The organism is Alcanivorax sp. DG881 (genome assembly GCF_000155615.1).
Lineage (GTDB): Bacteria > Pseudomonadota > Gammaproteobacteria > Pseudomonadales > Alcanivoracaceae > Alcanivorax.
In genome coordinates, this window is sequence record NZ_DS989915.1 from 2764591 (window position 1) to 2787998 (window position 23408).

Sequence of the window (23408 nt, forward strand, 5' to 3'; positions counted from 1 at the left end):
ACCCTTTTAAATTAAGGGGTTATTGGTTTTTTCTTTCTTTATCTTCTCCTTGTCGCCTGTTCCTGCCGTGGTTTTCTTGCCTGAAACAGTAATGACATCCAGGTGAAACATGGCCGGGGGCAAACCTGCGTTTCACCGGCGCAGATGGATTTAAACAGGATCGGGCAATGTTGAGGCAGTAACCCGATATCGCGCTTCGGCCCCTTTTCATTACAGTTTCTCTCCATTCAGGAAAGCCCTGTGCTTTCTTGCCGGGCAACCGTGCTGGCAGTTTGCTGGTTCGTCATGGGCGTGGATTTTTTTATTGACCTCAACTCAACTTGAGGAATTAGAGTCCTCTGCCATGACGGTTCGGTTGTGGTTTTTCAGGGTGAGTGTCTGATCGGGTGGTGAATTGGTTTTGCCACGCTGTCGAATCGTTTCAGGGTTATTCGATTATCGGGTACGCATTACTGCGGTAATGCATCAAGGGTGATAGCGGGAGTCAGATTCATGGAAAGTGTTAGTAGTGAAACGGCCGGTGGTGTGGGTGTGTACCTGGGCCTGGCGTTTATTTTGATGGCGATTGTTTTCTTGTCCGGTTGCGATGCGCGTAGTGAAGCCTCGCAGCAGATGCCCGCGCCGGATGTGGATGTGGCCCTGGTTCAACCGGAACCGGTGACCTTGTGGGAGTCTTTTACCGGTCGTGTGGTAGCGCCGGAAACAGTGGCGCTACGGCCCCGGGTCAGCGGTTACATCGACAAGGTGGCCTTTGAAGAAGGGGCTCTGGTGGAAGCTGGCGATCTGCTTTTCCAGATTGATCCTCGCCCGTATCAGGCCAGAAAGCAGGCTGCGCAAGCGCAGTTGGCACAGGCGAGGAGTGAGCTGGCACTGGCGAACAGCCAGGCAGAGCGAGCCCGTTCGTTAATGGAAAGCCGTGCGATTTCCCGTGAAGAGTATGACCAGCGCAACGCGGCAAAGATGAGTGCGCGAGCGCTGGTCAATGCGGCAAAGGCGGCGCTGGAAACCGCCGAGCTGGATTTACAGTACACCCGGGTAACGGCGCCGGTAAGTGGCCGGGCGGGTCGCGCCCTGGTGACGCGGGGAAACCTGGCCAGTGCGGATCAGACATTGCTGACCACATTGGTGTCGGTGGATCCGATGTACGTGTATTTCGATGCGGACGAGCAAGCCGCACAGGAAAGCGAACAGGCTCGTGTGGCGGGAAAGCCGACCAGGGTGCGCATTGGCTTGGCCGGAGAGTCGGGGTTTCCGCATCAAGGCACGCTGAACTTTATCGACAACCGATTGAACGCCAACACCGGCACCTTGCAATACCGGGCGGAACTGGCCAACCCGAATGGCACTTTTAAGCCGGGGCAATTCGCCCGCGTGCAATTGCCGATGGCGCGCATGGATAACGCCATGCTGGTGAACCGTAAAGCGGTGCTTACCGATCAGGACCGTCGCTTCGTGTATGTGGTTGGTGAGGACAACATGGCCGCTCGCCGCCAGGTAACACCGGGCCGGTCGGTGGACGACCAGCTGGTGATTCTGGATGGCCTGAAACAGGGCGACAGAGTCATCGTCAACGGTGTGCAGAAGGTGTTCTTTGACGGCATGCCCGTGGCGCCCCATCAGGTTGCCGTGAGTGAGCAATCGGCTGAACCCGCGGTGGCGTCTGTCCAGCCGTGACCGGGAGCGCCTCTGTCGTACAGGGTGCTGTGCAGAGGCTCTCCAGCAAAACCGGATAACCGTGATTGCTCGCTAGCGAGAAAGGCGGTCCGGCAACTTCAAAGGGAACGACATGTCACGGTGGGTCGCTGATCCGCCGCGCAGGAGTATTGCCATGAATTTTTCACGTTTCTTTGTCGACAGGCCCATTTTCGCGGCGGTGTTGTCGATCATTATTTTTGCGGTGGGGCTGATTTCCATACCCAACCTGCCGGTGAGTGAATATCCGGAAGTGGTGCCGCCGTCAGTGGTGGTGCGCACCGTATATCCGGGGGCCAATCCGAAGGTGATTGCGGAAACCGTGGCGACGCCACTGGAGGAGGCGATCAACGGCGTTGAAGGGATGATGTACCTGAAATCCGTGGCGGGCTCCGATGGGGTGCTGCAGATGACGGTGACGTTCCGGCCGGACATCGACGCCGATGATGCCACCGTGCGGGTGCAGAACCGGGTCAGTCAGGCCCTGGCTCGGTTGCCGGAAGATGTGCGCCGCCAGGGGGTGACCACGCAGAAACAGTCACCAACATTCTTGATGGTGGTCCACCTGACATCCCCGGATGGCCGTTACGACACCCTGTACCTGCGTAATTACGCCCGCCTGCATGTGCGGGACGTGCTGGCGCGGATTCGTGGTGTGGGCGATGCGCAAATCTTTGGCGGCGGTGACTACGCCATGCGTGCCTGGCTGGACCCGGAAAAAATTGCCGCCAGGGGTCTGACTGCCAGCGATGTGGTGGGCGCCATGCGCGAGCAGAATGTGCAGGTATCCGCCGGCCAACTGGGCGCCGAGCCCATGCCGGGCAGTGACTTTCTGACACTGATTAACGCTCAGGGGCGGCTGCGCACGGTGGAAGAATTTGGTGATGTGGTCCTCAAGAGCGGTGCGCAGGGCGAGATTGTTCGTCTGTCCGATGTGGCGCGGCTGGAGCTCGGCGCGGGGGATTACACCTTGCGCTCCCAGCTGGACAGCAAGGACGCGGTAGCGATTGGTATTTTCCAGGCGCCGGGCGCCAATGCGCTGGAAATTCGCGACCAGGTGATCACCGCCATGGATGAGATTGCCACCCGTTTTCCGCAAGGCGTGAAGTATGAAGCGGTGTACGACACCACGGTATTCGTCAGTGATTCCATCAAGTCGGTGATCAAGACCCTGATTGAAGCCGTGCTGCTGGTGGTGCTGGTGGTCACCCTGTTCCTGCAGACCTGGCGCGCCTCGATTATTCCGTTGCTGGCCGTGCCGATTTCCGTGGTAGGGACATTTGCGGCGCTCTATCTGCTTGGCTATTCCATCAACACACTGACTCTCTTCGGGTTGGTCCTGGCCATCGGCATTGTCGTCGACGATGCCATTGTGGTGGTGGAGAACGTGGAGCGAAATATTGAAGAGGGGCTGACGCCACTGGCGGCAGCGCATCAGGCCATGCGGGAAGTGTCTGGCCCGATTGTGGCAATTGGTCTGGTGCTGTGTGCGGTGTTTATTCCCATGGCGTTTCTGTCCGGCGTTACCGGCCAGTTCTATCGACAGTTCGCGGTCACCATTGCCATCTCCACGGTGATCTCCACCATCAACTCGTTGACGTTGTCGCCAGCGTTGGCGGCCATGTTGCTCAAGCCCCACGACGCACCGAAGGATCGACTGACGCGCATCATTGATACGCTGTTTGGCTGGCTTTTCCGTCCGTTCAACCGTTTCTTCAATGCCAGCTCGGACAAGTACCATGGCGGCGTGTCCCGTTCGTTGCATCATCGTGGTGTGGTGTTTGTGATCTATGCGCTGTTGCTGGCCGGCACCGGCTTGATGTTCAAGGTGGTGCCGCCGGGATTCATTCCGGTACAGGATAAGATGTACCTGATCGCCGGGGTGAAACTGCCGGAAGGGGCGTCGCTAGAGCGCACCGATGCCTTGCTGCAGAAAGTCACAGACATCGCCATGAACACCGAAGGCGTGGCGCACTCGGTAGCGTTCCCGGGTTTGAATGCCTTGCAGTTCACCAATACCTCCAATACCGGTGTGGCATTTTTCCCGTTGGAGCCGTTTGATCAGCGCAGCCGTTCGGCGGCCGAGATCAATGCCGAGATTAACCAGAAAATCGCCGGCCTGAAGGAAGGGATTACGTTCTCCTTTATGCCGCCGCCGATTCTCGGTCTGGGTAACGGTTCAGGGTATCAGCTGTTTATCGAGGACCGGGGCAACCTGGGCTATGGTGAGTTGCAGAACGCCGTGAATGCATTCCAGGGGGCCATTGCGCAAACCCCGGGGATGGGTTTTCCCATCAGCAGTTATCAGGCCAATGTACCGCAGCTGAATGCGGAGGTGGACCGCCTCAAGGCGAAAGCCCAGGGCGTGCCGCTGACGGAGTTGTTCGATACCTTGCAGACCTATCTGGGTTCAGCCTATGTGAATGACTTCAACCGCTTCGGCCGCACCTGGCAGGTGATTGCCCAGGCGGATGCGCCTTTCCGTGAAGACATTGATGACATTGGCCGGTTGCGTACGCGCAATATTCACGGCGATATGGTGCCCATCAGTTCCATGGTCACTATCACCGAAGATTTCGGCCCGGATCCGGTGCTGCGCTACAACGGCTACCCGGCGGCAGACCTGGCCGGTGAAGCCGACCCTCAGGTGCTTTCCTCTGCCCAGGCCATGGCGGTGCTCAACCGCATTGCCGATGAGGTGTTGCCTAACGGTATGACGTTCGAGTGGACCGACCTGAGTTATCAGCAGGCGACCCAGGGCAACGCGGCCTTGCTGGTCTTCCCCCTGTCGATACTGCTGGTGTTTCTGGTGCTGGCCGCCCTGTACGAAAGCTGGACGTTGCCATTGGCGGTGATCCTCATTGTGCCCATGTGCATGCTGTCGGCCCTGATGGGCGTGTGGTTCTTCGGTGGCGATAACAACATCTTTGTTCAGGTGGGGCTGGTGGTGTTGATCGCGCTGGCCTGCAAGAACGCCATCCTGATTGTGGAGTTCGCCCGCGAACTGGAAATGCAGGGCAAGGGTGTGGTCGAGGCGGCACTGGAAGCCTGCCGGTTGCGCTTGCGCCCGATCATCATGACATCCATTACCTTCACCGCCGCGGTGCTGCCGCTGGTGCTGGGCAGTGGTGCCGGTGCGGAAGTGCGCCAGGCACTGGGTGTGGCGCTGTTCTTCGGCATGCTCGGCGTCACCCTGTTCGGGCTGTTCCTGACGCCGGTGTTCTATGTGGCGTTGCGCAAACTGGCGGGCAGCAAACCGCCGGTCAGTCACCATGAAAGCACCCTGGAAGGGGGCGCCCATGGACAGATTCAAGGAGACAACCATGCGTAATGCAGTGGGCCTTATTGGTGGGCTGGCCCTGTTGGCCGGGTGTGCGGTCGGGCCGGATTATCAGGTGCCGGAGACCCCGGAACCGGACAGCTTTTCGGCGCCACATGCCAGCGCGACCTCCTCGACCACCGCGGGTGATTTTGCCCAGGCCGAGCAGGACTTCTGGCAGGGCTTTGATGATCCCTTGTTGGCGCAATTGATCGAACAAACCCTGACAGCGAACCAGACGTTGCAGGCGGCGTTGGCCCGTTACGATCGGGCCGCGGCCTTGCTGTACGGCGCCAAGCGGGAGCAGTGGCCCAGCGTCACGGCCAGTGCCAGCGGTGCCGAGCAGCATCTGGCGGATGTGGAGCGCACGCCGGCCGGCGGTGGGCGGGAGCGGGTAGAGCTGTACCAGGCCGGCATCGCGGCGCAGTGGGAGCTGGATATGTTCGGCCGTTTACGCCGGGCCACCGAGTCCCAAGCGGCGCAGCTGCAGGCGGTGGGGGCTGATCTCGGTGCCTTGCAGGTGGCATTGGCCGGGCAGGTGGCCAGCAGCTATTTTGAACTGCGTGGCTTGCAGCAACGGCTGCAGGTGGCCGAGCAGAATGTGGCGATTCAGACCCAGACCCTGGATATTGTCTCCGCCCGGGTCAATGCCGGTCGCGGCACGGAGTTCGACTCGGTGCGCGCCCGGGCGCAGCTGGAACGGACCCGCGCGGCGTTGCCTTCCCTGGAGGCGGATATTCGTGCAGCCATGCACCGTATTGCCGTGCTTACCGGCCAGCCGCCGGCCGCCCTGGTTGACACTCTTGCGGTGAATACCGGGCTGCCGGGCAGTTTGCCGGTGATCCCGGTAGACAGCCCCGGTGACGTGTTGCGACGCCGGCCGGATGTGGCCGCAGCGGAACGCCGGTTGGCCGCCGCCACGGCCCGCATTGGTGTAGCAACGGCGGACTTGTTCCCCCGTTTTACCCTCAGCGGGTTGCTGGGGTCGGTGGCCACGGACGGCGGCGACCTGTTCACTGGCCCGGCGGAAAGCCGGCGTGTGGCGTTGGGCGTGGACTGGACCTTTCTCGACTATGGCAAGGTGAAGGCGCGCATCGAAGCGGAAGATGCCAGCAGCCGTGAGGCCCTGGCCAACTACCAGCAGGCGGTGCTGGTGGCGCTGGAAGAAACGGAGACCCGGCTGGTCCGTTATCAGCGTTCCAGGCAGCGGGCGGCGCGGCTGGTGAGGGCTTCTGACGATGCCCAGCGAGCAGCGGCGCTGGCCAGAACCCGGTATGAGCAAGGCTTTATCGGTTACTTCGAAGTGCTGGCTGCGGAACAGGAGTTGACCACCACCCGTGATGCCCAGGTGCGCAGTCAGGCGGCTGTCACTCAGGCCATGGTGGATGTCTACCGGGCCCTGGCCGGTGCCCCGGCGCCGGCAGCGGAGTCGAAGCCGTAGGCGGCGTCAGTCAATGCGAAAACAAAAAAGGCCCTAAGGGGCCTTTTTTTGTTTCAACCCCTTCTGCCAATCGCCACCACGATTGCTTACCATCAGGGCTGACTGTCTGCGGATAAAGACCATGATCGTTCGAGAGCGCCCCAATGCCATTGCCCTGTTATTTGCCCTGCGGGGGTCGGTGGTGCCGGAAATTCTGCCGCACATTGCCTTTGTCGCGTTATTTTCTGTGGTGGTGGCAGCGCTCAGTCACTACCAACTGATTGATCTGACCAGCCTGACGATTATGCCGGTGACCCTGCTCGGCATCGTGTTGTCGATCCTGCTCGGTTTTCGCAATAACGCTGCCTATGACCGCTGGTGGGAGGCGCGCAAACAATGGGGCCAGATGGTCAATGAAATCCGCAGCCTGGCCCGAGCCAGCGGTGCTTTGCTGGGCGAGGACGCCGCTGCCCGGCGCGCATTATTGATGCAGGTGCTGGCCCATGCGGTGACGTTGAAGGGCCAGCTTCGTGGCGAAACCGTCAACGAGGAACTGTTGGCCTGGGTGTCAGCGGAACAGCGGGATGCGGCGCTGGCGAAAGCCAACCCGGCGGATGCGTTTCTGGCACAGGCTGGTGGCTTGCTGGGGGAGCAGTATCGGCAGGGGGCGCTGGACAGCATGGGGCTGAAGATACTCGATGAACGTCTGGCGGCGTTGAGCGGTATCCAGGCGGCCAGTGAACGTATTGCTTCCACGCCCTTGCCGTTCGCCTATACCTTGCTGGTGCATCGCACCGCCTATGTCTATTGCTACCTGCTGCCCTTTGCGTTGATTGGTGGCATGGGCTGGGCAACCCCGATACTGGCGGCGGCTGTGGCCTATACCTTCTTCGGTATCGATCGCCTGTCCGAACACCTGGAGACACCTTTCGGCCGGGCCCCCAATGACCTGCCCCTGGATGCGCTGTGCCGCATTCATGAAATTTCCGTGGCCGATGCCCTGGGCGAGGCTGCACCCGCCCCCTTGCCGGTAAAGAACTTCCAGCTTCAGTAACGGCGGTTGATTTGCCGTTATGGCATCCCCTATCTGGGGGATGCCGGCCTTACCGCGCCTCGCTATGTTATTTCCATAAGCCGGATGAGCCGGTGTGAACAGGGGACATAACATGAAAAGGTTGATGGGGTTTTCGGTATTGCTGGTGGCGTTGCAAAGCGCGCCGCTAGTGGCGGCGGCGAATGAGGTCTGTGCGGGGCCGTTTACCCGCCCGGCGTACAGTGAGGTGCTGGATCTCTTTGAATCGGACAATGCCCCCAAAGTGCGTTGCCCGGAAGGCACCACGCCTATTCGGGCGGGCTCAGCGGCATACCCGAACTATCTACTGGGTTATATGAAGAGCGAGCCGCTGGGTAACGGCAAGATACGTAGAACCCTGGACTCCATTGATTATGAGTGCCTGTGCCCCTCCGGCCGTAAAACCGGTACTGGCGCTCGCTATCAATAAGGGCGTCATGCTGTGCCGGCCCGGCAACAAAAAGCCACCATACTGTTGCGGTTTCTCCATGGTGAGGGGCCGGGAAAAGCGGTGCAATTGAGCCGGTAAGGGATCGATTATTCAGCTCCAAACAACGAACAGGGAAGGGATCAATGATGGGTAAAATATTCGCGATACTTATCGCCATGCTGTTCGCCAGCGTAGCCAGCGCCAACGGGGCCTTGGCCATCGACAGCAATCAGGGTGACCAGTACGGCTTCAGCTATAACCATGGAAGCATGCAGCAGGCCCAGTCTCGGGCGCTGAGCGAATGCGGTTATGGTTGTCGGGTGGTGCAGACATTCTCCCGGGGCTGCGCCGCCTATGCGGCGGACCAGGCATCGGGGAGCTCCGCGTATGGCTGGGGTACGGCCTCCAGCGGTGGCCAGGCCCAGAACACCGCGCTGCAATATTGCGTGCGTCAGGGCGGCCAGCGCTGCATGGTTCGGGCCTGGGGCTGTAACGGTAACTAAGGAGCCTCTGAATAGCTCCTTGCATGCTCATTCTTTCAGGCTGGTTCGCAATCTAGGCGCGTTTTTGAAGGTGTCCCCTCAAGGGGGATCGAGATATGTCCATCCATCGAAAAAGCGCAACAACGAGTGCGGGCCAGCCTGGAAGACCCGGAGGGCAAGGCCTGAAGGGCCCATCTGCTGAGCTTTGCCGCTAGGAAAGGGAACCACCCTGACCGTCGCGACAAAACACAACAGCTGCACCCTTCAGGCCACGCTGAGTACGCAAGGAGTTATTCAGAGGCTCCCTAGCGCATTCAGGCGTACAGGGCCGCAACGGCCCTGCTCCTTTGTCTGCTTTGCTTGAAGCGGATGACGGTCATGAGGCCGTGACCGGCCAATAGTCCCGCTGCCAACAATAGCCAGAGCACATTGAGGACCGCGTTGCCCGGATTATCGCGGTGACGGGTCAGGTCCAGGCTTAGCACGGCGGTCCCCCCATCAACAACCTGATAATCGGTGACCATGCCCCGGAGCTTGAAGGGCTGCCCGGCGGCGTTGTCGATCATGGCAGTCATCGCGTCAATGCTGGCCTGATAGGGCGAGGTGGTGTCGTCGGGCATCAGGGTGCTGGGCACAGGGCCTTGCACCAGCCGGATCTGCACGCCGCCTTGCTGGCTGTTGGTAATGTCCCGGGCAATGTTGACGCCGCGTTCCATATCCAGCTCGTTGGCCAGCTGATTCAACCGCTGACGCAGGGCCTTGACGTGCGCTTCGCTGGTGATTGCGGTTACCGGGTCATCACTGCCTGCTTGCGTTTGTACGGCGTTTCTCAGTGAGGTCCATGTTTCCGGCTGGTGGTCGAGTGTGAAGATCAGCCGGGACAGCATGTGCCGGTGAATGCGCTCGCACTGGCTTTCGGCACTGCTGCTGGTGCCGCTTTGGCTACAGGCCGAATCCAGCGTGTCGATAAGCTCAGGCAGGTGCCTGAGCATGACCGGTTTGCCATTGCGGTAGGTGTCCCAGCCTTGCATCGTCGCCATCAAACTGAGGTAACCATCGGTGCGGGTTTGCAGCAGTGTCCGGTCACGCAGCTGGCGGATGATCTCCGGCTCTTCCAGGTGCTGTGACTGGGGTACGCTGCTGCCCCAGTGGATGCGTCTGCAGTCGAAGGTCGGGCGGTAACCGTCTGTGTTCAACGCGCATTGACCGCGCCCCTCGATACTCACCGGTGCGCCGATGGCGGGGGGCTGCTGGAGCACGGCGTCGGGAGTTTGCGGGGTGGTTTCCTGTGCGCCGCTGAGCAGCTGGCCGGTAAAGAGAAGATCGCGGGAGAGTTCGGTGAAGCTGGCAAGCGGGAACAGCAAGGCGGTGGCACCCACCAGAGCCAGGGTCAGGTGGCGCCCCCAGTACACAGGGGGGAAACGGCGAACTTCTTCGTCCAGCGACATCCGGTTGCCGTAACTGACGACACTGTAATCATCCACGCGCACGGCCATTTCCTGATTCTGGCCGTCCTCATACTCGATGAAGGGGCGCCAGTGCTCGGGCAACACAAAGCCGATGCTTTCGTTGAGCGTGACGGAGATCTGTACGTTGTTCTGTTCATCCACGGCCACCGGCGTCAGGCAAATCTGCCCGGAGACCTGATTCACTTTTTGCGGCTTGTCCGGCGACGGTTTACGGAAAAACCGGAACAGGGCGATGACAACGAACAGCAGGCCGGTGGCCAGAGAGATTGACCCGATGAGCGAGCTGTCGACCCCGATGGCAATGCCCAGGCAGACAAAGGCCAGGATCCACAGAAAGGCGGGCAGCATGGCAAGGCCGCGCCCGCGCCGGGATGCGATTTCCGCGTCGGTTTCATCGCGCTGTTCGCGAATGCGCAGGGTGCCTGCAGGGTCGTCTTCGCGGGTTTGCTCGTCTTCCTCAACCACACGAGCCAGCTCACCGTGGTCGCCGCTTTCCCATTGTTGCTGTTTTTGCTCGCGGCGCTGGTTGCGTTCTTCGCCGCCGGCCAGGGTGAAATCATCATTGAGTGCAACGACGATGGCTTTTTTCTCGGCAAGCACGACCAGGGCATCATTGTGCTCGCGGAGAAAATATTCGGCGTCATAGGGCAGCAAGACTTCCACGCCGCCGATGGTGTCATGCCAGACGGTATTGCCATTGGTGGTCAGCCCGTGGCGCAGGTAAGGGCCGCTGAGGGCAAAAACCGCATTGCCGGTGAGTGTGCCCAGGGTCTTTTTCTCGGCCTCGGCGATGACCGCATCCACAAGGCGCAGCTCGGTCGGATCCAGGTTGCGTTGGGGCGTGCCTTCCTGGCGGAAGGTCGCGAGACTTTTCAGTGAGGATTTCTTGCGGCCCTGATAGACAATGACGCTGTAGAGCGTGGAGCCGAGCAGAAAGAGAATCAGCAGAATTTTCAGTATGGCAAGCGCTTCCATGGCAACCCCGTCCTGTTTGAAAAACGGGGAGAGTACGGATTGCCGTTGAGGCTGGCATCCGTTGCCGCTGAAAATTGGCCCGGCCTGTGAACGAGGTCACAGGCCGGGAGAGGGCTTAATCGATCACGGTAAAGGTCATGCCGGCGTTTTCCTGCAGTCGTTTCAGTAACGGCTCGCCGAGCAGGGAGGCGGTGGTCCAGAAGCCGCCGGGGGCGTCTTCCACCACATCCTGTGCCAGACAGGCCGCCGCCTGGCCCAGCAGCTTGGCGGTGGAGCCGTAACCGGGGTCGGCATCACCGGTGACTTTCACTTTCAGGGTTTCCTTATTGTCGGTGTGGCCGACAAAGCGGATGTCGTAGAAGCCGGCTTTCTGCGCTTCCGGGCTCGGGCCTTCGCCGGGCTGTGGCACCACGAATTTGTTCAGCGCCCAGCGGGTGGGCTTGATCGCCGCAGCGGCAAAGAACAGGCCGGTGCCGGCACCGATACCCAGTGCTTTCATGCGCCCGCCCATACCATCACCGGTGAGCATGGCTTCGTTATAGGTGAAGTGGTCGGTGTAGGCCTGGCCGGTCAAGGCGTTGGAGCGATGGACAACACGGCTGTTGATGGCATCCATCACGAAGGGGCCAACCCAGGCGTTGAAGTCGTCATCGTAACTGGCAAGGCCAATGCTGGTCTGGCGGCTCTTGAAGCCGTGATCCGGCGGGCAAAGCAGGTAAGGGTTGGCGAGCTTCTTGCGCAATGCCGGGTCTTTGCCGGCTTCTTCTGCAATATTCATCATGCTGGCCACGGTGCCGCCGGAAACGCCACCCTTGGCCACTTTGACGCGCATGCGCACAGTGCTGGCCGGCGCGTTGAAGCGGGCCTGGGCTTGCTGCTGGAGAAAGTAGACGCCCATGTCGGAGGGAATGGAGTCAAAGCCGCAGCAATGCACGATGCGTGCGCCGTTCTTCTTGGCGGTAGCTTCGTATTGCTCAAGCATGTCGGCAATCCACTGGGCTTCACCGGTGAGATCGCAGTAATCCGTGCCGCTGTTAACGCAGGCCTTGATCATCGGTTCGCCATACAGCGCGTAAGGCCCCACCGTTGAAACCACCACGCGGGTCTGGGCGCACAGGGCATCCAGACTGTCGGCGTCGTTGGCATTGGCGGTGATCAGGGGCAGGGCGCTGGCGGCGTCGCCCAGTGAGGCTTTGACTTGCTCCAGTTTATCCTGGGAGCGCCCGGCGGCGGCCCACTTTAATTCACCATCGGTCCCGTAGGTGTCAAAGAGGTACTGGCAGAGAATCTGGCCAACGAAACTGGTGGCACCGAAAACCACCACATCAAATTGTGAATCGCTCATGGAGACTCCTTGAAGAATCAGCGAAATGGATCAGCGCAATGGAAAGTCTGACTGTGTCCGTATCCTAAGCTATTGGGGGGCGAATACGTAACCGGTGAGATTGGTCGTGTGCAGGGGTAAAAAGGTAGGGAGCCGCTGAATACCCCCTTGCGTATTCGGCGTAGCCTGAAGCGTGACCTCAGGCCGCCGGCGCCGAGCGTTTGGTCACGTGTGGGGGGATTCGCGGTAAGCCAAAAAAGGTTCATCGCGGAATTGAGTGATCAGCCGGCTTCAGAACTTGTCTCATTATCCCGCCTTGGCCGACGCTGGACGCCGGATGCCCGACGACGGACGCTTGCATTCAAAACCTGAAAATCTTGCCCTCCATACTCTCTGTGCAAAGAGCATTACCCGATTATTGCCATCAATGATGGCCCTGACAATTCCTCAAAATACCTCTCAAAAGAGAGGCCGGAATAACGATAGCCTCTCAGGCTATGGAGGTTTACGTCAGGCAGCCGCCGTCGAGCGTTTGGCAAAGTGCCGGGTATTCGGGATAAACCGGGCAGATGGCGAGAAGCGTGTTATTCACTCTAATCCGCGATGAACCTAAAAAAAGCCCTCCGGCTACAGGGGGGGAGTTGCCGGAGGGAGTCCGTCAGTGTTGCTTGAGGACGAAATCGATTTTTTCTCGCACGGCACAGTCCGGGCAGGGCCAGTCATCAGGGATTTGTAACCAGCGGGTGCCAGCCGGGAACCCTTCTTTTTCATCGCCATGGCGTTCGTCATAGGTGTAGCTACAGTTGGGGCATTGAAACTGGTGGGTGGTTTCTATTTCCTGTTCCGCTTGCCGTGCCGCCTCAATGTCGCTCTGTTGGACGTCCGGTTCAGAATCCGCGCTACGATAACTCACCACTGGGCGTTGCCATTTCTCCAGTAGCGCCTCGCGCTTTCCTGGCTGCAAGTTGGCCTGTGTCAGGTCGCCCTTGTAATGCTCAACCACCAATGGGTCCATCTTCTGGTACCAAACAAAAGGCAGGTAAGCAGGGACCAGCATGGAGGCATAGCCAGAGGGTAATTGCGGGCTGTCATCGAAATGGCGCAGGGCCTGGAAGCGCCGTGTCGGATTGGCGTGGTGATCGGAATGACGCTGCAGCTGATACAGGAAAAGGTTGGTGACAATGTGATTGCTGTTCCAGGAATGCCGGGGCTCGCAACGTTCGTAACGCCCGTCGGCTTTTTTCTGGCGTCGCAAGCCGTAATGTTCCATGTAGTTGATGACTTCCAGCAGGGAAGCACCATAAAAAGCCTGCAACAGCAGAAAGGGCAAAACGATCCAGCCCAGCCACAACGTCAGCAGGCCGAAAAGCCCCACAGTCATCAACCAGCCCTGCAGGTTTTCATTGTTCAGGGACCAGCGCGGCTGGTCACAGCGTTGCAGGCGTTGCGCCTCAATCTGCCAGGCGGATCGCACGCTGCCGATCATGGTGCGTGGTAAAAACGCCCAGAAGGATTCCCCCATGCGTGAGCTGGCGGGATCGTCGGGTGTCGCCACATTTTTGTGGTGCCCTTTGTTGTGCTCCACAAAAAAATGCCCGTAGGCCACCGGTGCCAACGTCACCTTGGCCAGCCAGCGTTCGGCTCGGGTTTTTTTGTGGCCCAGTTCGTGGGCGGTATTGATGGCAATGCCATTCACCGCCCCCACGCTGAACACCAGACCGACCAGCCCCCACAGGGGCACATTGCCGCTGGCTACCAGCCAGGCGCCAAGCACGGTAGCCAGGTACTGGGTGGGGATATAGGCATAGACGATGAGCCGGTAATAGGTGTCCCCTTCCAGTTGGGACACGGCGGATTCCGGTGGGTTGTTGTTGTCGGTACCGACAACCCAGTCGGCAAGGGGGATCAGTACATAGATCAATACCGGCCCGCCCCAGAGCAACCCCGGCCAGGACCAGAGGAACATGTAAATGAGAAGAAACGAAACAGCAAGCACCGGAATGGCGGGACTCAGTAACCAAAGGTAACGTTTCCCGTCGTGCCAGCTTGACAGTGTAGCGGTGTGCTCGGGTGCTGCCATGGTGCCACCTTTTATTCTGCTTCTCGTTTCACGCTATACCTATGGCCATATGAGGCCAAGCATTGCTTTGTATTAACTTGGAAACGAGGCGACAGGCCTTGATTTTGAAAAGAAAAAGGTAGAAGCAAGGAATTGCATTTGAATACTGATTTTCGGGAAAACAGCGGGTGACGGTGGAGAGAAAAAGGCGGTTGCCTGACTACTGAAGCGGTGAGAAGGTAAACAGGTGGCTGTAGCTGATACGTTGCGTTGATTTCAACAGGGAGAGCATTTCATGGCGAACCAAAAAGAAATTAACAATACCCGCAATGATCTTGATGTGCTGATTATTGGTGCGGGGCTGTCCGGTATTGGCGCTGCCTGCCACCTGAGCAAGGACTGCCCGGATCAACGTTTCGCGATTCTTGAGCGCCGCCAGGCAATGGGGGGTACCTGGGATTTATTTCGCTACCCGGGGATTCGCTCGGATTCCGACATGTTCAGTTTTGGTTACGGTTTTCGCCCCTGGAATGAGTTGAAGGTGCTGGCGGATGGGCCGGCCATCCGTAACTATATCTGTGAAACCGCTGAGGAGTTTGGGGTAACGGAACACATTCGTTATGGCCTGAAAACCACTGCCGCCGACTGGTCGGACAGCGAGCAACGCTGGACCGTAACCGTGCTGCGGGAAGAAACCGGTGAGACGCAAACCTTTACCGCCCGCTTTCTCATGGGGTGTACCGGCTATTACAATTACGACAAGGGCTATTTGCCTGATTTTCCGGGTATGGATCGCTTCAAGGGACGCTGTGTTCACCCCCAGCAATGGCCGGAGGATCTTGATTACAAGGACAAGAAAGTGGTGGTAATCGGCAGTGGTGCCACTGCCGTCACACTGGTTCCCTCCATGGCGGAAGAGACGGCTCATATCACCATGCTGCAGCGTTCCCCTTCCTATATTTTTTCCATTCCCGGCCATGACAAATTATCCGAAATGCTGGATACGGTGCTGCCGTCAGACTGGGTGTTTGGCATGGCCCGGTGGCGCAATATCAAGCTGCAGCGCCTGATTTATAAAGCGTCAAAAAAGTATCCGAATTTCATGCGCAAACTGCTGCTGTCCAATGTCAAAAGGCATGTGGGCGATGGCGTGGACATGGCCCATTTCAGTCCTTCATACATGCCCTGGGATGAGCGCCTGTGTGCGGTGCCGGATGCGGACCTGTTCAAGGACCTGCGCGACGGCAAGGCGTCCGTGGTGACCGACCACATTGAAACGTTTACGGAAAACGGCATCTTGCTGAAATCCGGCCGGGAGCTGGAAGCGGATATCATCATTACCGCCACCGGCTTGAACCTGCAGGTGCTTGGCGGCATGCAATTGTCACTGAACGGCGAGCCACTGGATGTGAGTGAGCGCATGACCTACAAGGGTGTGCTGATGGAAGGGGTGCCCAATATGGCGTGGGTGTTCGGGTATACCAATGCGTCCTGGACACTGAAAGCCGATATCGCTGCCGCCTATGTCTGCCGGTTGCTGAATTACCTGAAAGAAAACCGGCTTTCTGTTGCCATGCCTCGGGCCGAATGCGCCCAGCCGCAACAGGACCATTCCATTATGGATGCGCTGGGGTCTGGTTATGTGCAGCGCTCGAGCCATCTGCTTCCCCGTCAGGGCCAGGGGCATCCCTGGAGAGTCACCAACCACTATGCCCATGATTCTCACATGTTGCTGGAGGAGCCGGTGGAAGATGGTTTTCTGGCGTTTTCACGGTAACCGGAGGATCTGGCAGCTCCGCCGCATTCGTTGATGTGTCGGTTTCAGCGCCGGCCTGACCGTTCAGCCCTGTCAGGCCACCGGGTGCCAAAGAGCGGTATGTTTTAACCGCAACATTTCTTGAATTTCTTGCCGCTGCCACAGGGGCAGGGATCATTTCTGCCGGGCTTTAAGGCTGTCACCGAGGGTGTGCCGTCCAGGTAATACCAGTGGCCGTTTTCCTTCACAAACCGCGAGCGTTCTTCCAGTACGGCCAGGCCCTGGCGGTCCTTGCTGGTGGCGCGAAAGTGTACCCAGCCGGTATCACCGTCTTCGTCACTGGCGATGATCTCCAGCGCCAGCCACTGCTGGCCGTCATCCTGATCCAGCCCGGCGGGGCGTTGGCTCAGGTGCCAGCTCTGTGCAATGTAATCGGTATTTTTTAAGGCAAAGGCGCAAAAGCGCGAGCGCATCAGCGCTTCCGGTGAAGCGGCTGGCTTGCCCTGATGCAGGGGTTGGCAGCAGTGGGCGTAATCAAGGCCGGACTGGCAGGGGCAGGCAGTCATGGGGTGTCTCCGCGGAAGCGATCAACAAAAGCGATCAAACAGGGCCAGCAGGTCCTGGCGTCGTTGGGGCAAATTCTCTCCCCTTGGGTCATTCAGTACCAGTGCATTCATGGCGCCGTTGAGTAGCTCCGCCAGCCCTTCGGCGCTACCAGCAAAGTGCAGGGCGCCTTCCGCCATGGCTTCGCGAATGCCTTCGCGCAACAACGGGAAACTGTAGCGCTCATCCAGGGCCCGCCAACGTTGCTGACCCAGTACCGAGGGGGCTTCGACCACCAGGATGCGGCGCACATTGTCCCGGGCCATAAAATCCACCCAGGCCAGGCTGCCGGCCTTGAGGGTGGCCAGGCTGCCGCGTTGGCCGTCCACGGCTTTCTCAATGGCGGCCATGGCCTCCTGGCTGAGCAGGTCACAGACCGCTTCGAAAAGCTCCGCCTTGTTACGGAAATGGTGATACATGGCGCCCCGGGTGACGCCGGCGCCGGACAGGATGGTCTCGGTGCTGGTGTCGGCATAGCCCTGTTCGGCAAACAGGTGGCGGGCGGCATTGATCAGGCAGCCGCGGGTCTGGGCGCGGCGCTGTGCATTGGTGGCCATGGTTTTCCTCTTTTGGTTGACAAACAGACTAACAGTTTGTTTTTATTTTCTCAAAGCAGACTATCTGTCTGTTTTTAACAAGGAGGTATCAAATGAAAATCAGCGACCGCTATCCCATCGTGGTCACCGACCACAAGGTAGCCTGCCGGGATTTCTGGCAGCGGCATTTCGGGCTGGATGTGCTGTTCGACAGCGACTGGTTTGTGCTGCTGGGCAATGAGCAGCAGGGCAGCGTGGTGGCCTTCATGAGCCCGGATCATCCCTCGGCGCCGCCTGGGCCTGAGTGCTTCGGCGGGCAAGGTGTGTGCCTGGAGATTGAGGTGGATGACATCGTGCAAACCCACCAGCACTTTACCCGGGGCGGCGGGCCGGTGGCGTACCCGCTCACCAGGGAGTCGTTCGGTCAACACCGCTTCGGGTTGCGGGACCCGTCCGGTTTGTGGGTGGATGTGGTCGAACAGATTGCGCCACAGGACGGCTATTGGGACCGATACATGCAGACCGTGGGTTAGCCTGCGGAGGCCAACAGATAGTGCTCTATGCGGAACACATGCTCATCGCCCACGTTGAGTTGTCGTAGTGCCTCGGCCAGTTGCAGCAGGTACTCGGCGTTGCTGCCGCTGGGGCCATGGCTGGCCGCTATATGATCGGCAATCTGCTGTTCACTGGCCTCGCCGAGAAAGGCGGCATTATCTGCGGTAGCGATATAAACCAGGCCCTGTTCATGCTGGCCATCGGCAAAGGTCAGTGGGGTGGTGACGCGCAGATAGCCGTTTTTCTCGCGGTGATCCAGATGCTCGAACACATCCGGCGTGATGCGGTAGGCCATGCCGGCACACACCGTGCCGGGGGATTCAATCAAGGTGACCACCCGGCCCGGCTTGTCCGGGGTGCCGCGATGATCGTGGGAGCCTTGCCAGAAACGCCGGACCCAGCCGGTAATCGACGCCGGGCGTCGTGCCAGATAGGGAAAGTCGGCCTTGTAGATCAGCGAGCCATATCCAAACAGCCATACCGGATGGTCCGGGTGCAGGTCGTGGCGGCGGCGATTTTCGTCGGCGGTGTCGAGCATGGCTAACCGTCCTGCTCCTTGATCCAGGTTCGTGGTTGTTGGCGTGTGGGCGTTATACTGCCGGCTCAGTATGACAGCCAGCCGGGGAAATAATGAAAGATGTGCGCGAAGAATATCACGCTGAAGGGCTGACCCAGGTCTCCCTCCATGACGATCCACTGGAGCAGGCGCGTCTCTGGGTGGATGAAGCCATTGAAGCCGGATTGCCGTTGCCCAATGCCATGACGCTTGCCACCGTGAGCGCTGACGGCCAGCCCTCTTCCCGGGTGGTGTTGCTTAAAGGTATCGAGGGTGGCGGTTTCACCTTCTTTACCCACTACGACAGCCGCAAAGGGGAAGAAATTGCGGCCAACCCGAAGGTGTCGTTCACCATGTTCTGGCAGCCGTTTGATCGCCAGATGATCGTTATCGGCGAAGCGCACAAAGTCGATCGGGAAGAGTCCGACAGTTATTTTGCCTCCCGCCCCTATGCCAGCCAGGTGAGCGCGGCCATTTCCCCCCAGAGTCAGCCCGCCAGCCGGGAGTGGCTGGAAGAGGAAGTGAAGCGACTGGAGCAGGAATTTCCTTCGGCGCCGGTGCCGCGCCCGCAAATGTGGGGGGGCTACAGGATCATCCCTACAGAACTCCAGTTCTGGCATGGCCGCCCCAGTCGCCTGCATGACCGTTTTCGTTATACCCGGCAGGCGGATGGCAGCTGGAGTCATGAGCGCCTGGCGCCCTGAGCATCACGCCGCCAGCGACGCGCCTACTGTTCTGGCGTGCTGCGCCGCCAGAATGAGGCAAGCAACGACCCGGACAGGTTGTGCCAGACACTGAACAGGGCCCCCGGCAGGGCGGCCAGTGGGGTGAAGTGTTTGATCGCCAGTGCCACGCCCAGCCCGGAATTCTGCATGCCCACTTCAATGGCCAGGGTGCGGGCGGTTTGCGGATCAAGCCGCAGTAATCGGGCGATGCCGTAGCCGCCTACCAGCCCCAGCGCGTTGTGCAGCATTACCGCCATAAACACCGCCATGCCCGCTTCGGCAATGTTGCCCTGGTTCAGGGCCACGATAATGCCGATGACGATGACGATGGCGGCGACGGAAACCAGCGGAAAAACGGCCCGAGCCGGCGTCAGCTGCCGGTGCAGAAAGGTATTCAGCGTGCAGCCGGCAACCACCGGAATGACCACGATCTGAATCAGTGACAGCAACAGGCCTGTCACCGGCACCGGGATGCGCTCGCCCAGATACAGCCAGGTCAGCAAGGGCGTGGCGACCACGGCCACCAGGGTGGAGGCAAAGGTGATGGCCACGGACAGGGCCACATTGGCGCGGGCCAGATAGGCAATCACATTGGACGCCGTGCCACCGGGGCAGGCACCGACCAGCACCAGCCCGATAAGGAGTTCCTGAGGCAATTGCAAGGCGATGCCAATGCCCCAGGCAATCAATGGCATCAAGCTGTATTGCAACAGCACCCCCAGTCCAATCACACCGGGCCGCTGGAAGACCCGCCGAAAATCCTCCCAACGTAATGACAGCCCCATGCCGAACATGATTAGCATAAGCAGTGGGACAATGGCCGGTTTGCCACCGACAAGCCAGTGCGGCTGCCAATATGCCAACAGGGAAAACAGCAGCGCCCAGAGTGGAAAGAGTCGGGTAAGTCGCTGGATCATGATGTGGCCTTTATTGTTATGCGTTCGGGGTTGTGGTTGGGTCGGCAACGAGGCACAAGTAACGCGTTTCGGCATTCAGGAACGACAAGCTTAATGCGGATTTTCGCAACTTGACACTCGTCACTCGCAGCTGCTTCTCCTACAGCGCCAACGTCAGCAGAAACGGCAGCAGCAAAAACGCCAGCAAGGTGGAAATCACTACCATGGCGGCGACTTCTTCCGCGCCCCGGTTATAGGCTTTGGCGAGCAGGTAATTGAATACCGCCACCGGCATGGTGGATTCGATCAGCACCACCCCGCGCAGCGGGCCGTCGATGTCCAGTGCCGTCACCAGCCCCCATCCCACCGCAAAGCCACTGGCCAGACGCAGGACTGCAAACCCGGCTGCGCTACCCAGATGGCGCACTTTCAGCTGCGACAGGGACACCCCCAGTGTAATCAGCATCAAGGGAATGGTCAGATCGCCGATCAGGCTGACGGTGTTGTAGAGCCACTCAGGCAGGCTTAGCTGGAAAGCGACCATGGCCACTGCCAGAAACACGGAGATCAGAATCGGGTGGCGGAACAGTTTCAGGGAAAAGCCCTGACCACTGACGATGGCCAGCCCCAGGGAAAAGTGTGCCACGGAATAAAGCATCATCCAGGCCAGCGACAACGCCAATCCGGCTTCACCAAACGCGAGCATGCACAGCGGGATGCCCATGTTGCCGGTGTTGGGAAAGACCAGTGAAGGCAGAAACACCCGGAAGGGCTGGCCGGTGAGGCGCAGGATTACCGCGCTGACCACGAAAGTGGTGGCCAGCACCGCCACTGCCAGACCGGCCACTTCCATGAGCGCCTGCAGGTCCAGAGTCGTCTTGCCCATGGTGGCGACAATCAGGCAAGGAGTGGTGACCAGGGTGACCAGTGAAGTGACCATCTGGGTATCGAAGGGCTTGCCGGCCCGCGCCCAGCCATAGCCCAGGCCTGCGCACAGCAGCACGGGAGCAATAATCGTCCAGAGGGTGGCCAGCATGATTGGCAATCCACGGGTCAGTGATGGGGTGCGCAGTGTGAAAGGTGCGCCGTGGTCTGTCTATGCTGGCTTACTGGCTGTGTTTGCGAAAGCGGCCCGGGGTCATCCCGGACCATTGCCGGAAGGCATGACTGAAGTTGGTTTGATCGCTGTAGCCCAGCTGTTCGGCGATGTGCTCAAGGGAGTGGGTGGTGCCAAGTAGCAGGCGTACCGCATTTTCCTTGCGAATGTTTGTGAGTACCGCCTGGAAGTGTGTGTTTTCACGGGCCAGGTGACGCTTCAGGGTGCTGCGCGACATGTTCAGCGCCTGGGCAACACTCTCCTGATTCGGCTCGGCATGCCCCTGGCCAAGCAGTTGACGGATACGCGAGACCAGCGGCAGCAATGCCTGTTTGCGCGTCATCAGTTCTTCGCATTGGTTGACCAGTCGCTGATGGGTAATGCTGTCGGCGAACAGGCATTTCAGATCCAGCGCGGATGCAGGGAAAGTGATGCCGGATACCACCGCTTTGGCGGTCCAGCTGTCAGCCCGTTTGTCATTCAGGACGTCGAGTGCATGGCGGTATTGTCGCGATACCTGAACCTGGTGTTCAAAGCTGGCGCCGGTTAACAGGGTAGAAAGCTGTTCCAGTGCAGCACACCCGTACAGCACCAGGACTTCATCCAGCAGCGGTGAGCCACTGTGAGGCTGGATCTGGATATGTCCGGTTTGCGAGGTTTCGTAAAACTGCAGGCTGACGGCGTCGGTCAGCAGAGGCAGGAAGGCATGGAGTTTCAGGGCATCACGCAGGGTCGGCGCGGTCATGATCAGCAGGCTCAGGTTGCCCTGGCTGGTCAGCGTGACTTGTTGACCGAACTGAATAGCCAGGCGTTGCGGCTGGATTTCCGGCCAGGCATTCAGCAAGGCTTCCAGAGATTGTGGCGATAGCCGTGCGTCGCTGAGCTGCAGTGGGTCGAGACCGGTTTTCTCAAGATGATGCTCCAGCCGCTCCGTCGTGGCCGTGGGCAACAGCCCTGACTCCATTAGCTGGAGCAGATAGTGGCCGGGTATGTAGGGGCTGGATGCGGTCATGATTACCCTGGTCAGGCAGTGAGCCAAATTCACAATAAAACAGGCCGTTGGCACGTGGGGCCAGAGACTGTCTCTGTTCATGCTTAACTTGCCATTGATCAATGGCAAGGTGGTAGCGATAAAAGCTTCCAATATGTTTACTGCCCGATGGGCACCCTTAACAGGGAGAGTCGTCATGAATGCTGTAACCCGGCTTGGTAGCAAGGTTCGCCGTCTCGCGGGAGCAACCGTGGGGATTCCGCCCCGGCAAATTAATTTCCGCTTTCGTGCGGACAGCCCGCGTTACATGTACGGCAATAACGCCACGGCGTCGCTGCACTTTGCGGTGCTTTCCGGGTTCTTTCCGCCTGGAGAGATGTTTTTTGTGGAATCGGTGCGCCGCTATCGGGGGCGGATTTCCGATCAGCGCCTGAAAGCTGAAGTGTCTGGTTTTATCGGCCAGGAGGCAATTCACAGCCGCGAACATGAGCGCCTCAATGCTTTCCTCAAGGAACGCAACATTGATACCCACGTTGCCGAACAAAGTGTCAAGGCAGGGTTGTGGTTGTTGTCTCGCTTGCCTGCCAGTCAGCAACTTGCCTGCACCACGTTCATGGAGCACTTTACGGCGTCACTGGCGGAACAGCTGCTTACGGATGAGGATTTTCGCCGCCGGGCTGATCCGGAGTTGCTGGCGCTCTGGGAATGGCATGCGCTGGAAGAACTGGAGCATAAGTCGGTGACTTACGATGTCTACAACCTGATTGGCAACCGCTGGTATCAGCGCCTGCTGGCCTTGCCGCTGGTCCTGGGGAGCCTGACGCCGGGGCTGCTGATCAGCTGGGCATGGATGGTGGCTCGGGAAGGCAAGGCAGCAGACTGGAAAGATATCGCGGAAGGGCTGTCGCTGTTGTTGGGAAAAAAAGGCTTTATCACAAAGATCATGCCGTTAATGCCGGAGTATTTCGCGCGTGATTTTCACCCTGGCCAGCGTGACACCGCGGCATTGGAAAAAGTGTGGCGGGAAAAACTGTTCGGTGAGCATGGAGAATTGCTGGATGTATGGGGCAACCCAGGATGAACGGTATCGTTTTTCTGTGTAGGGTGGGCCGAGGCTGAGAATGCCGCAGTAGCCCCACACCAGGTCCAGTGCCAGTGCCAGCAGGGCATAACACAGGTATTTGCCCAGCAGGGTGACGGTATAGGCGCTCACATGGAGGGCAGAGTCGGCAGGGAACAATTGGTTGAGCACCGTTACCAGCAGGGTGGCGCCGAACAGCACGCCCATAAAGGTTTTTGCCGTGCGGTCATTAAAGGCGCTTTTGAATGTTGAATCTCGCATGTTATTCCTCCGCCGCCCGGCCACGTTGCGGGAACAGGCCCCGCGGTTTGCGCTGGATAAACAGGATGATGAAGACCAGTACGACAATCTTGGCCAGGACCGCGCCGGCC

General features: G+C 59.3%; 19 protein-coding genes and 1 pseudogene. 10 read left to right on the plus strand and 10 right to left on the minus strand.

The genetic code is table 11. The features are described from left to right. Nucleotides 1-492: 492 nt before the first annotated feature. The 6 genes from ADG881_RS12520 (at nt 493) to ADG881_RS12545 (ending at nt 8436) form a co-directional block, all read left to right on the plus strand. Nucleotides 493-1674, plus strand: coding sequence for an efflux RND transporter periplasmic adaptor subunit (locus tag ADG881_RS12520; RefSeq protein WP_007149227.1), 1182 nt, complete (start codon nt 493-495; stop codon nt 1672-1674). A 154-nt stretch (nt 1675-1828) separates the two neighbouring features. Continuing rightward, nucleotides 1829-5023, plus strand: a complete 3195-nt coding sequence (locus ADG881_RS12525; protein ID WP_007149767.1) for an efflux RND transporter permease subunit — start codon at nt 1829-1831, stop codon at nt 5021-5023. Continuing rightward, nucleotides 5016-6452, plus strand: a complete 1437-nt coding sequence (locus ADG881_RS12530) for an efflux transporter outer membrane subunit (protein ID WP_050760159.1) — start codon at nt 5016-5018, stop codon at nt 6450-6452. The genes ADG881_RS12525 and ADG881_RS12530 overlap by 8 nt, the downstream gene beginning before the upstream one ends. Nucleotides 6453-6573: 121 nt before the next feature. Next, nucleotides 6574-7485: a bestrophin family protein gene (locus ADG881_RS12535; protein ID WP_007150624.1), complete on the plus strand. Its 912-nt coding sequence runs from the start codon at nt 6574-6576 to the stop codon at nt 7483-7485. Between the two features lie 112 nt (nt 7486-7597). Continuing rightward, nucleotides 7598-7933: a hypothetical protein gene (locus ADG881_RS12540; protein WP_007150854.1), complete on the plus strand. Its 336-nt coding sequence runs from the start codon at nt 7598-7600 to the stop codon at nt 7931-7933. A 143-nt stretch (nt 7934-8076) separates the two neighbouring features. Next, nucleotides 8077-8436 (plus strand): DUF4189 domain-containing protein, encoded by a 360-nt coding sequence (locus ADG881_RS12545; RefSeq protein WP_156790416.1) that lies wholly within the window; start codon nt 8077-8079, stop codon nt 8434-8436. Nucleotides 8437-8729: 293 nt separating this feature from the next. On the opposite strand, the gene ADG881_RS12550 is transcribed toward ADG881_RS12545, so the two are convergent. The 3 genes from ADG881_RS12550 to ADG881_RS17845 all read right to left on the minus strand — a co-directional run bounded on the left by ADG881_RS12550 (nt 8730) and on the right by ADG881_RS17845 (nt 14263). Then, on the minus strand, nt 8730-10859 hold the full coding sequence (locus tag ADG881_RS12550) for an IgaA/UmoB family intracellular growth attenuator (RefSeq protein WP_007149761.1): 2130 nt from the start codon (nt 10857-10859) through the stop codon (nt 8730-8732). 115 nt (nt 10860-10974) lie between these two features. Further along, a complete protein-coding gene (locus ADG881_RS12555) occupies nt 10975-12204 on the minus strand; it encodes a trans-acting enoyl reductase family protein (protein ID WP_007149633.1) in 1230 nt (409 codons plus the stop codon). 637 nt (nt 12205-12841) lie between these two features. Next, a complete protein-coding gene (locus ADG881_RS17845) occupies nt 12842-14263 on the minus strand; it encodes a fatty acid desaturase (protein WP_039926743.1) in 1422 nt (473 codons plus the stop codon). Between the two features lie 274 nt (nt 14264-14537). Here ADG881_RS17845 and ADG881_RS12565 point away from each other — a divergent pair, with 274 nt between their 5' ends. Beyond that, the gene (locus ADG881_RS12565) at nt 14538-16019 is read left to right on the plus strand and encodes an NAD(P)/FAD-dependent oxidoreductase (RefSeq protein ID WP_007149706.1); all 1482 of its coding nucleotides are present in this window, start codon (nt 14538-14540) and stop codon (nt 16017-16019) included. 104 nt (nt 16020-16123) lie between these two features. On the opposite strand, the gene ADG881_RS12570 is transcribed toward ADG881_RS12565, so the two are convergent. Continuing rightward, the gene (locus tag ADG881_RS12570) at nt 16124-16564 is read right to left on the minus strand and encodes a YchJ family protein (RefSeq protein WP_007151005.1); all 441 of its coding nucleotides are present in this window, start codon (nt 16562-16564) and stop codon (nt 16124-16126) included. A gap of 21 nt (nt 16565-16585) precedes the next feature. Continuing rightward, the gene (locus tag ADG881_RS12575) at nt 16586-17158 is read right to left on the minus strand and encodes a TetR/AcrR family transcriptional regulator (protein WP_007149721.1); all 573 of its coding nucleotides are present in this window, start codon (nt 17156-17158) and stop codon (nt 16586-16588) included. A 92-nt stretch (nt 17159-17250) separates the two neighbouring features. Between ADG881_RS12575 and ADG881_RS12580 the strand changes: the two genes are divergently transcribed. Continuing rightward, nucleotides 17251-17670, plus strand: coding sequence for a VOC family protein (locus ADG881_RS12580; protein ID WP_007148417.1), 420 nt, complete (start codon nt 17251-17253; stop codon nt 17668-17670). Here the strand turns inward: ADG881_RS12580 and ADG881_RS12585 are convergent. Beyond that, on the minus strand, nt 17667-18230 hold the full coding sequence (locus ADG881_RS12585; RefSeq protein ID WP_007151579.1) for a gamma-glutamylcyclotransferase: 564 nt from the start codon (nt 18228-18230) through the stop codon (nt 17667-17669). The genes ADG881_RS12580 and ADG881_RS12585 overlap by 4 nt on opposite strands. A 92-nt stretch (nt 18231-18322) precedes the next feature. Between ADG881_RS12585 and pdxH the strand changes: the two genes are divergently transcribed. Continuing rightward, nucleotides 18323-18952, plus strand: a complete 630-nt coding sequence (pdxH, locus tag ADG881_RS12590; protein ID WP_007151299.1) for a pyridoxamine 5'-phosphate oxidase — start codon at nt 18323-18325, stop codon at nt 18950-18952. Nucleotides 18953-18975: 23 nt separating this feature from the next. On the opposite strand, the gene ADG881_RS12595 is transcribed toward pdxH, so the two are convergent. The 3 genes from ADG881_RS12595 to ADG881_RS12605 form a co-directional block, all read right to left on the minus strand. Then, entirely contained in the window at nt 18976-19890 is a 915-nt protein-coding gene (locus tag ADG881_RS12595; RefSeq protein ID WP_007151325.1) for a bile acid:sodium symporter family protein, read from the minus strand. A gap of 139 nt (nt 19891-20029) precedes the next feature. After that, the gene (locus ADG881_RS12600) at nt 20030-20905 is read right to left on the minus strand and encodes an AEC family transporter (protein ID WP_007150378.1); all 876 of its coding nucleotides are present in this window, start codon (nt 20903-20905) and stop codon (nt 20030-20032) included. 70 nt (nt 20906-20975) lie between these two features. Beyond that, nucleotides 20976-21977 (minus strand): AraC family transcriptional regulator, encoded by a 1002-nt coding sequence (locus tag ADG881_RS12605; protein ID WP_156790417.1) that lies wholly within the window; start codon nt 21975-21977, stop codon nt 20976-20978. A gap of 175 nt (nt 21978-22152) precedes the next feature. On the opposite strand from ADG881_RS12605, the gene ADG881_RS12610 reads away from it, so the two are divergent. After that, nucleotides 22153-23037, plus strand: a complete 885-nt coding sequence (locus ADG881_RS12610) for a metal-dependent hydrolase (protein WP_039926746.1) — start codon at nt 22153-22155, stop codon at nt 23035-23037. Between the two features lie 27 nt (nt 23038-23064). Here ADG881_RS12610 and ADG881_RS17775 read toward each other — a convergent pair. Further along, nucleotides 23065-23298 (minus strand): annotated as a pseudogene (locus ADG881_RS17775) (urea ABC transporter permease subunit UrtC); the annotation flags it as partial. Nucleotides 23299-23408: the final 110 nt, after the last annotated feature.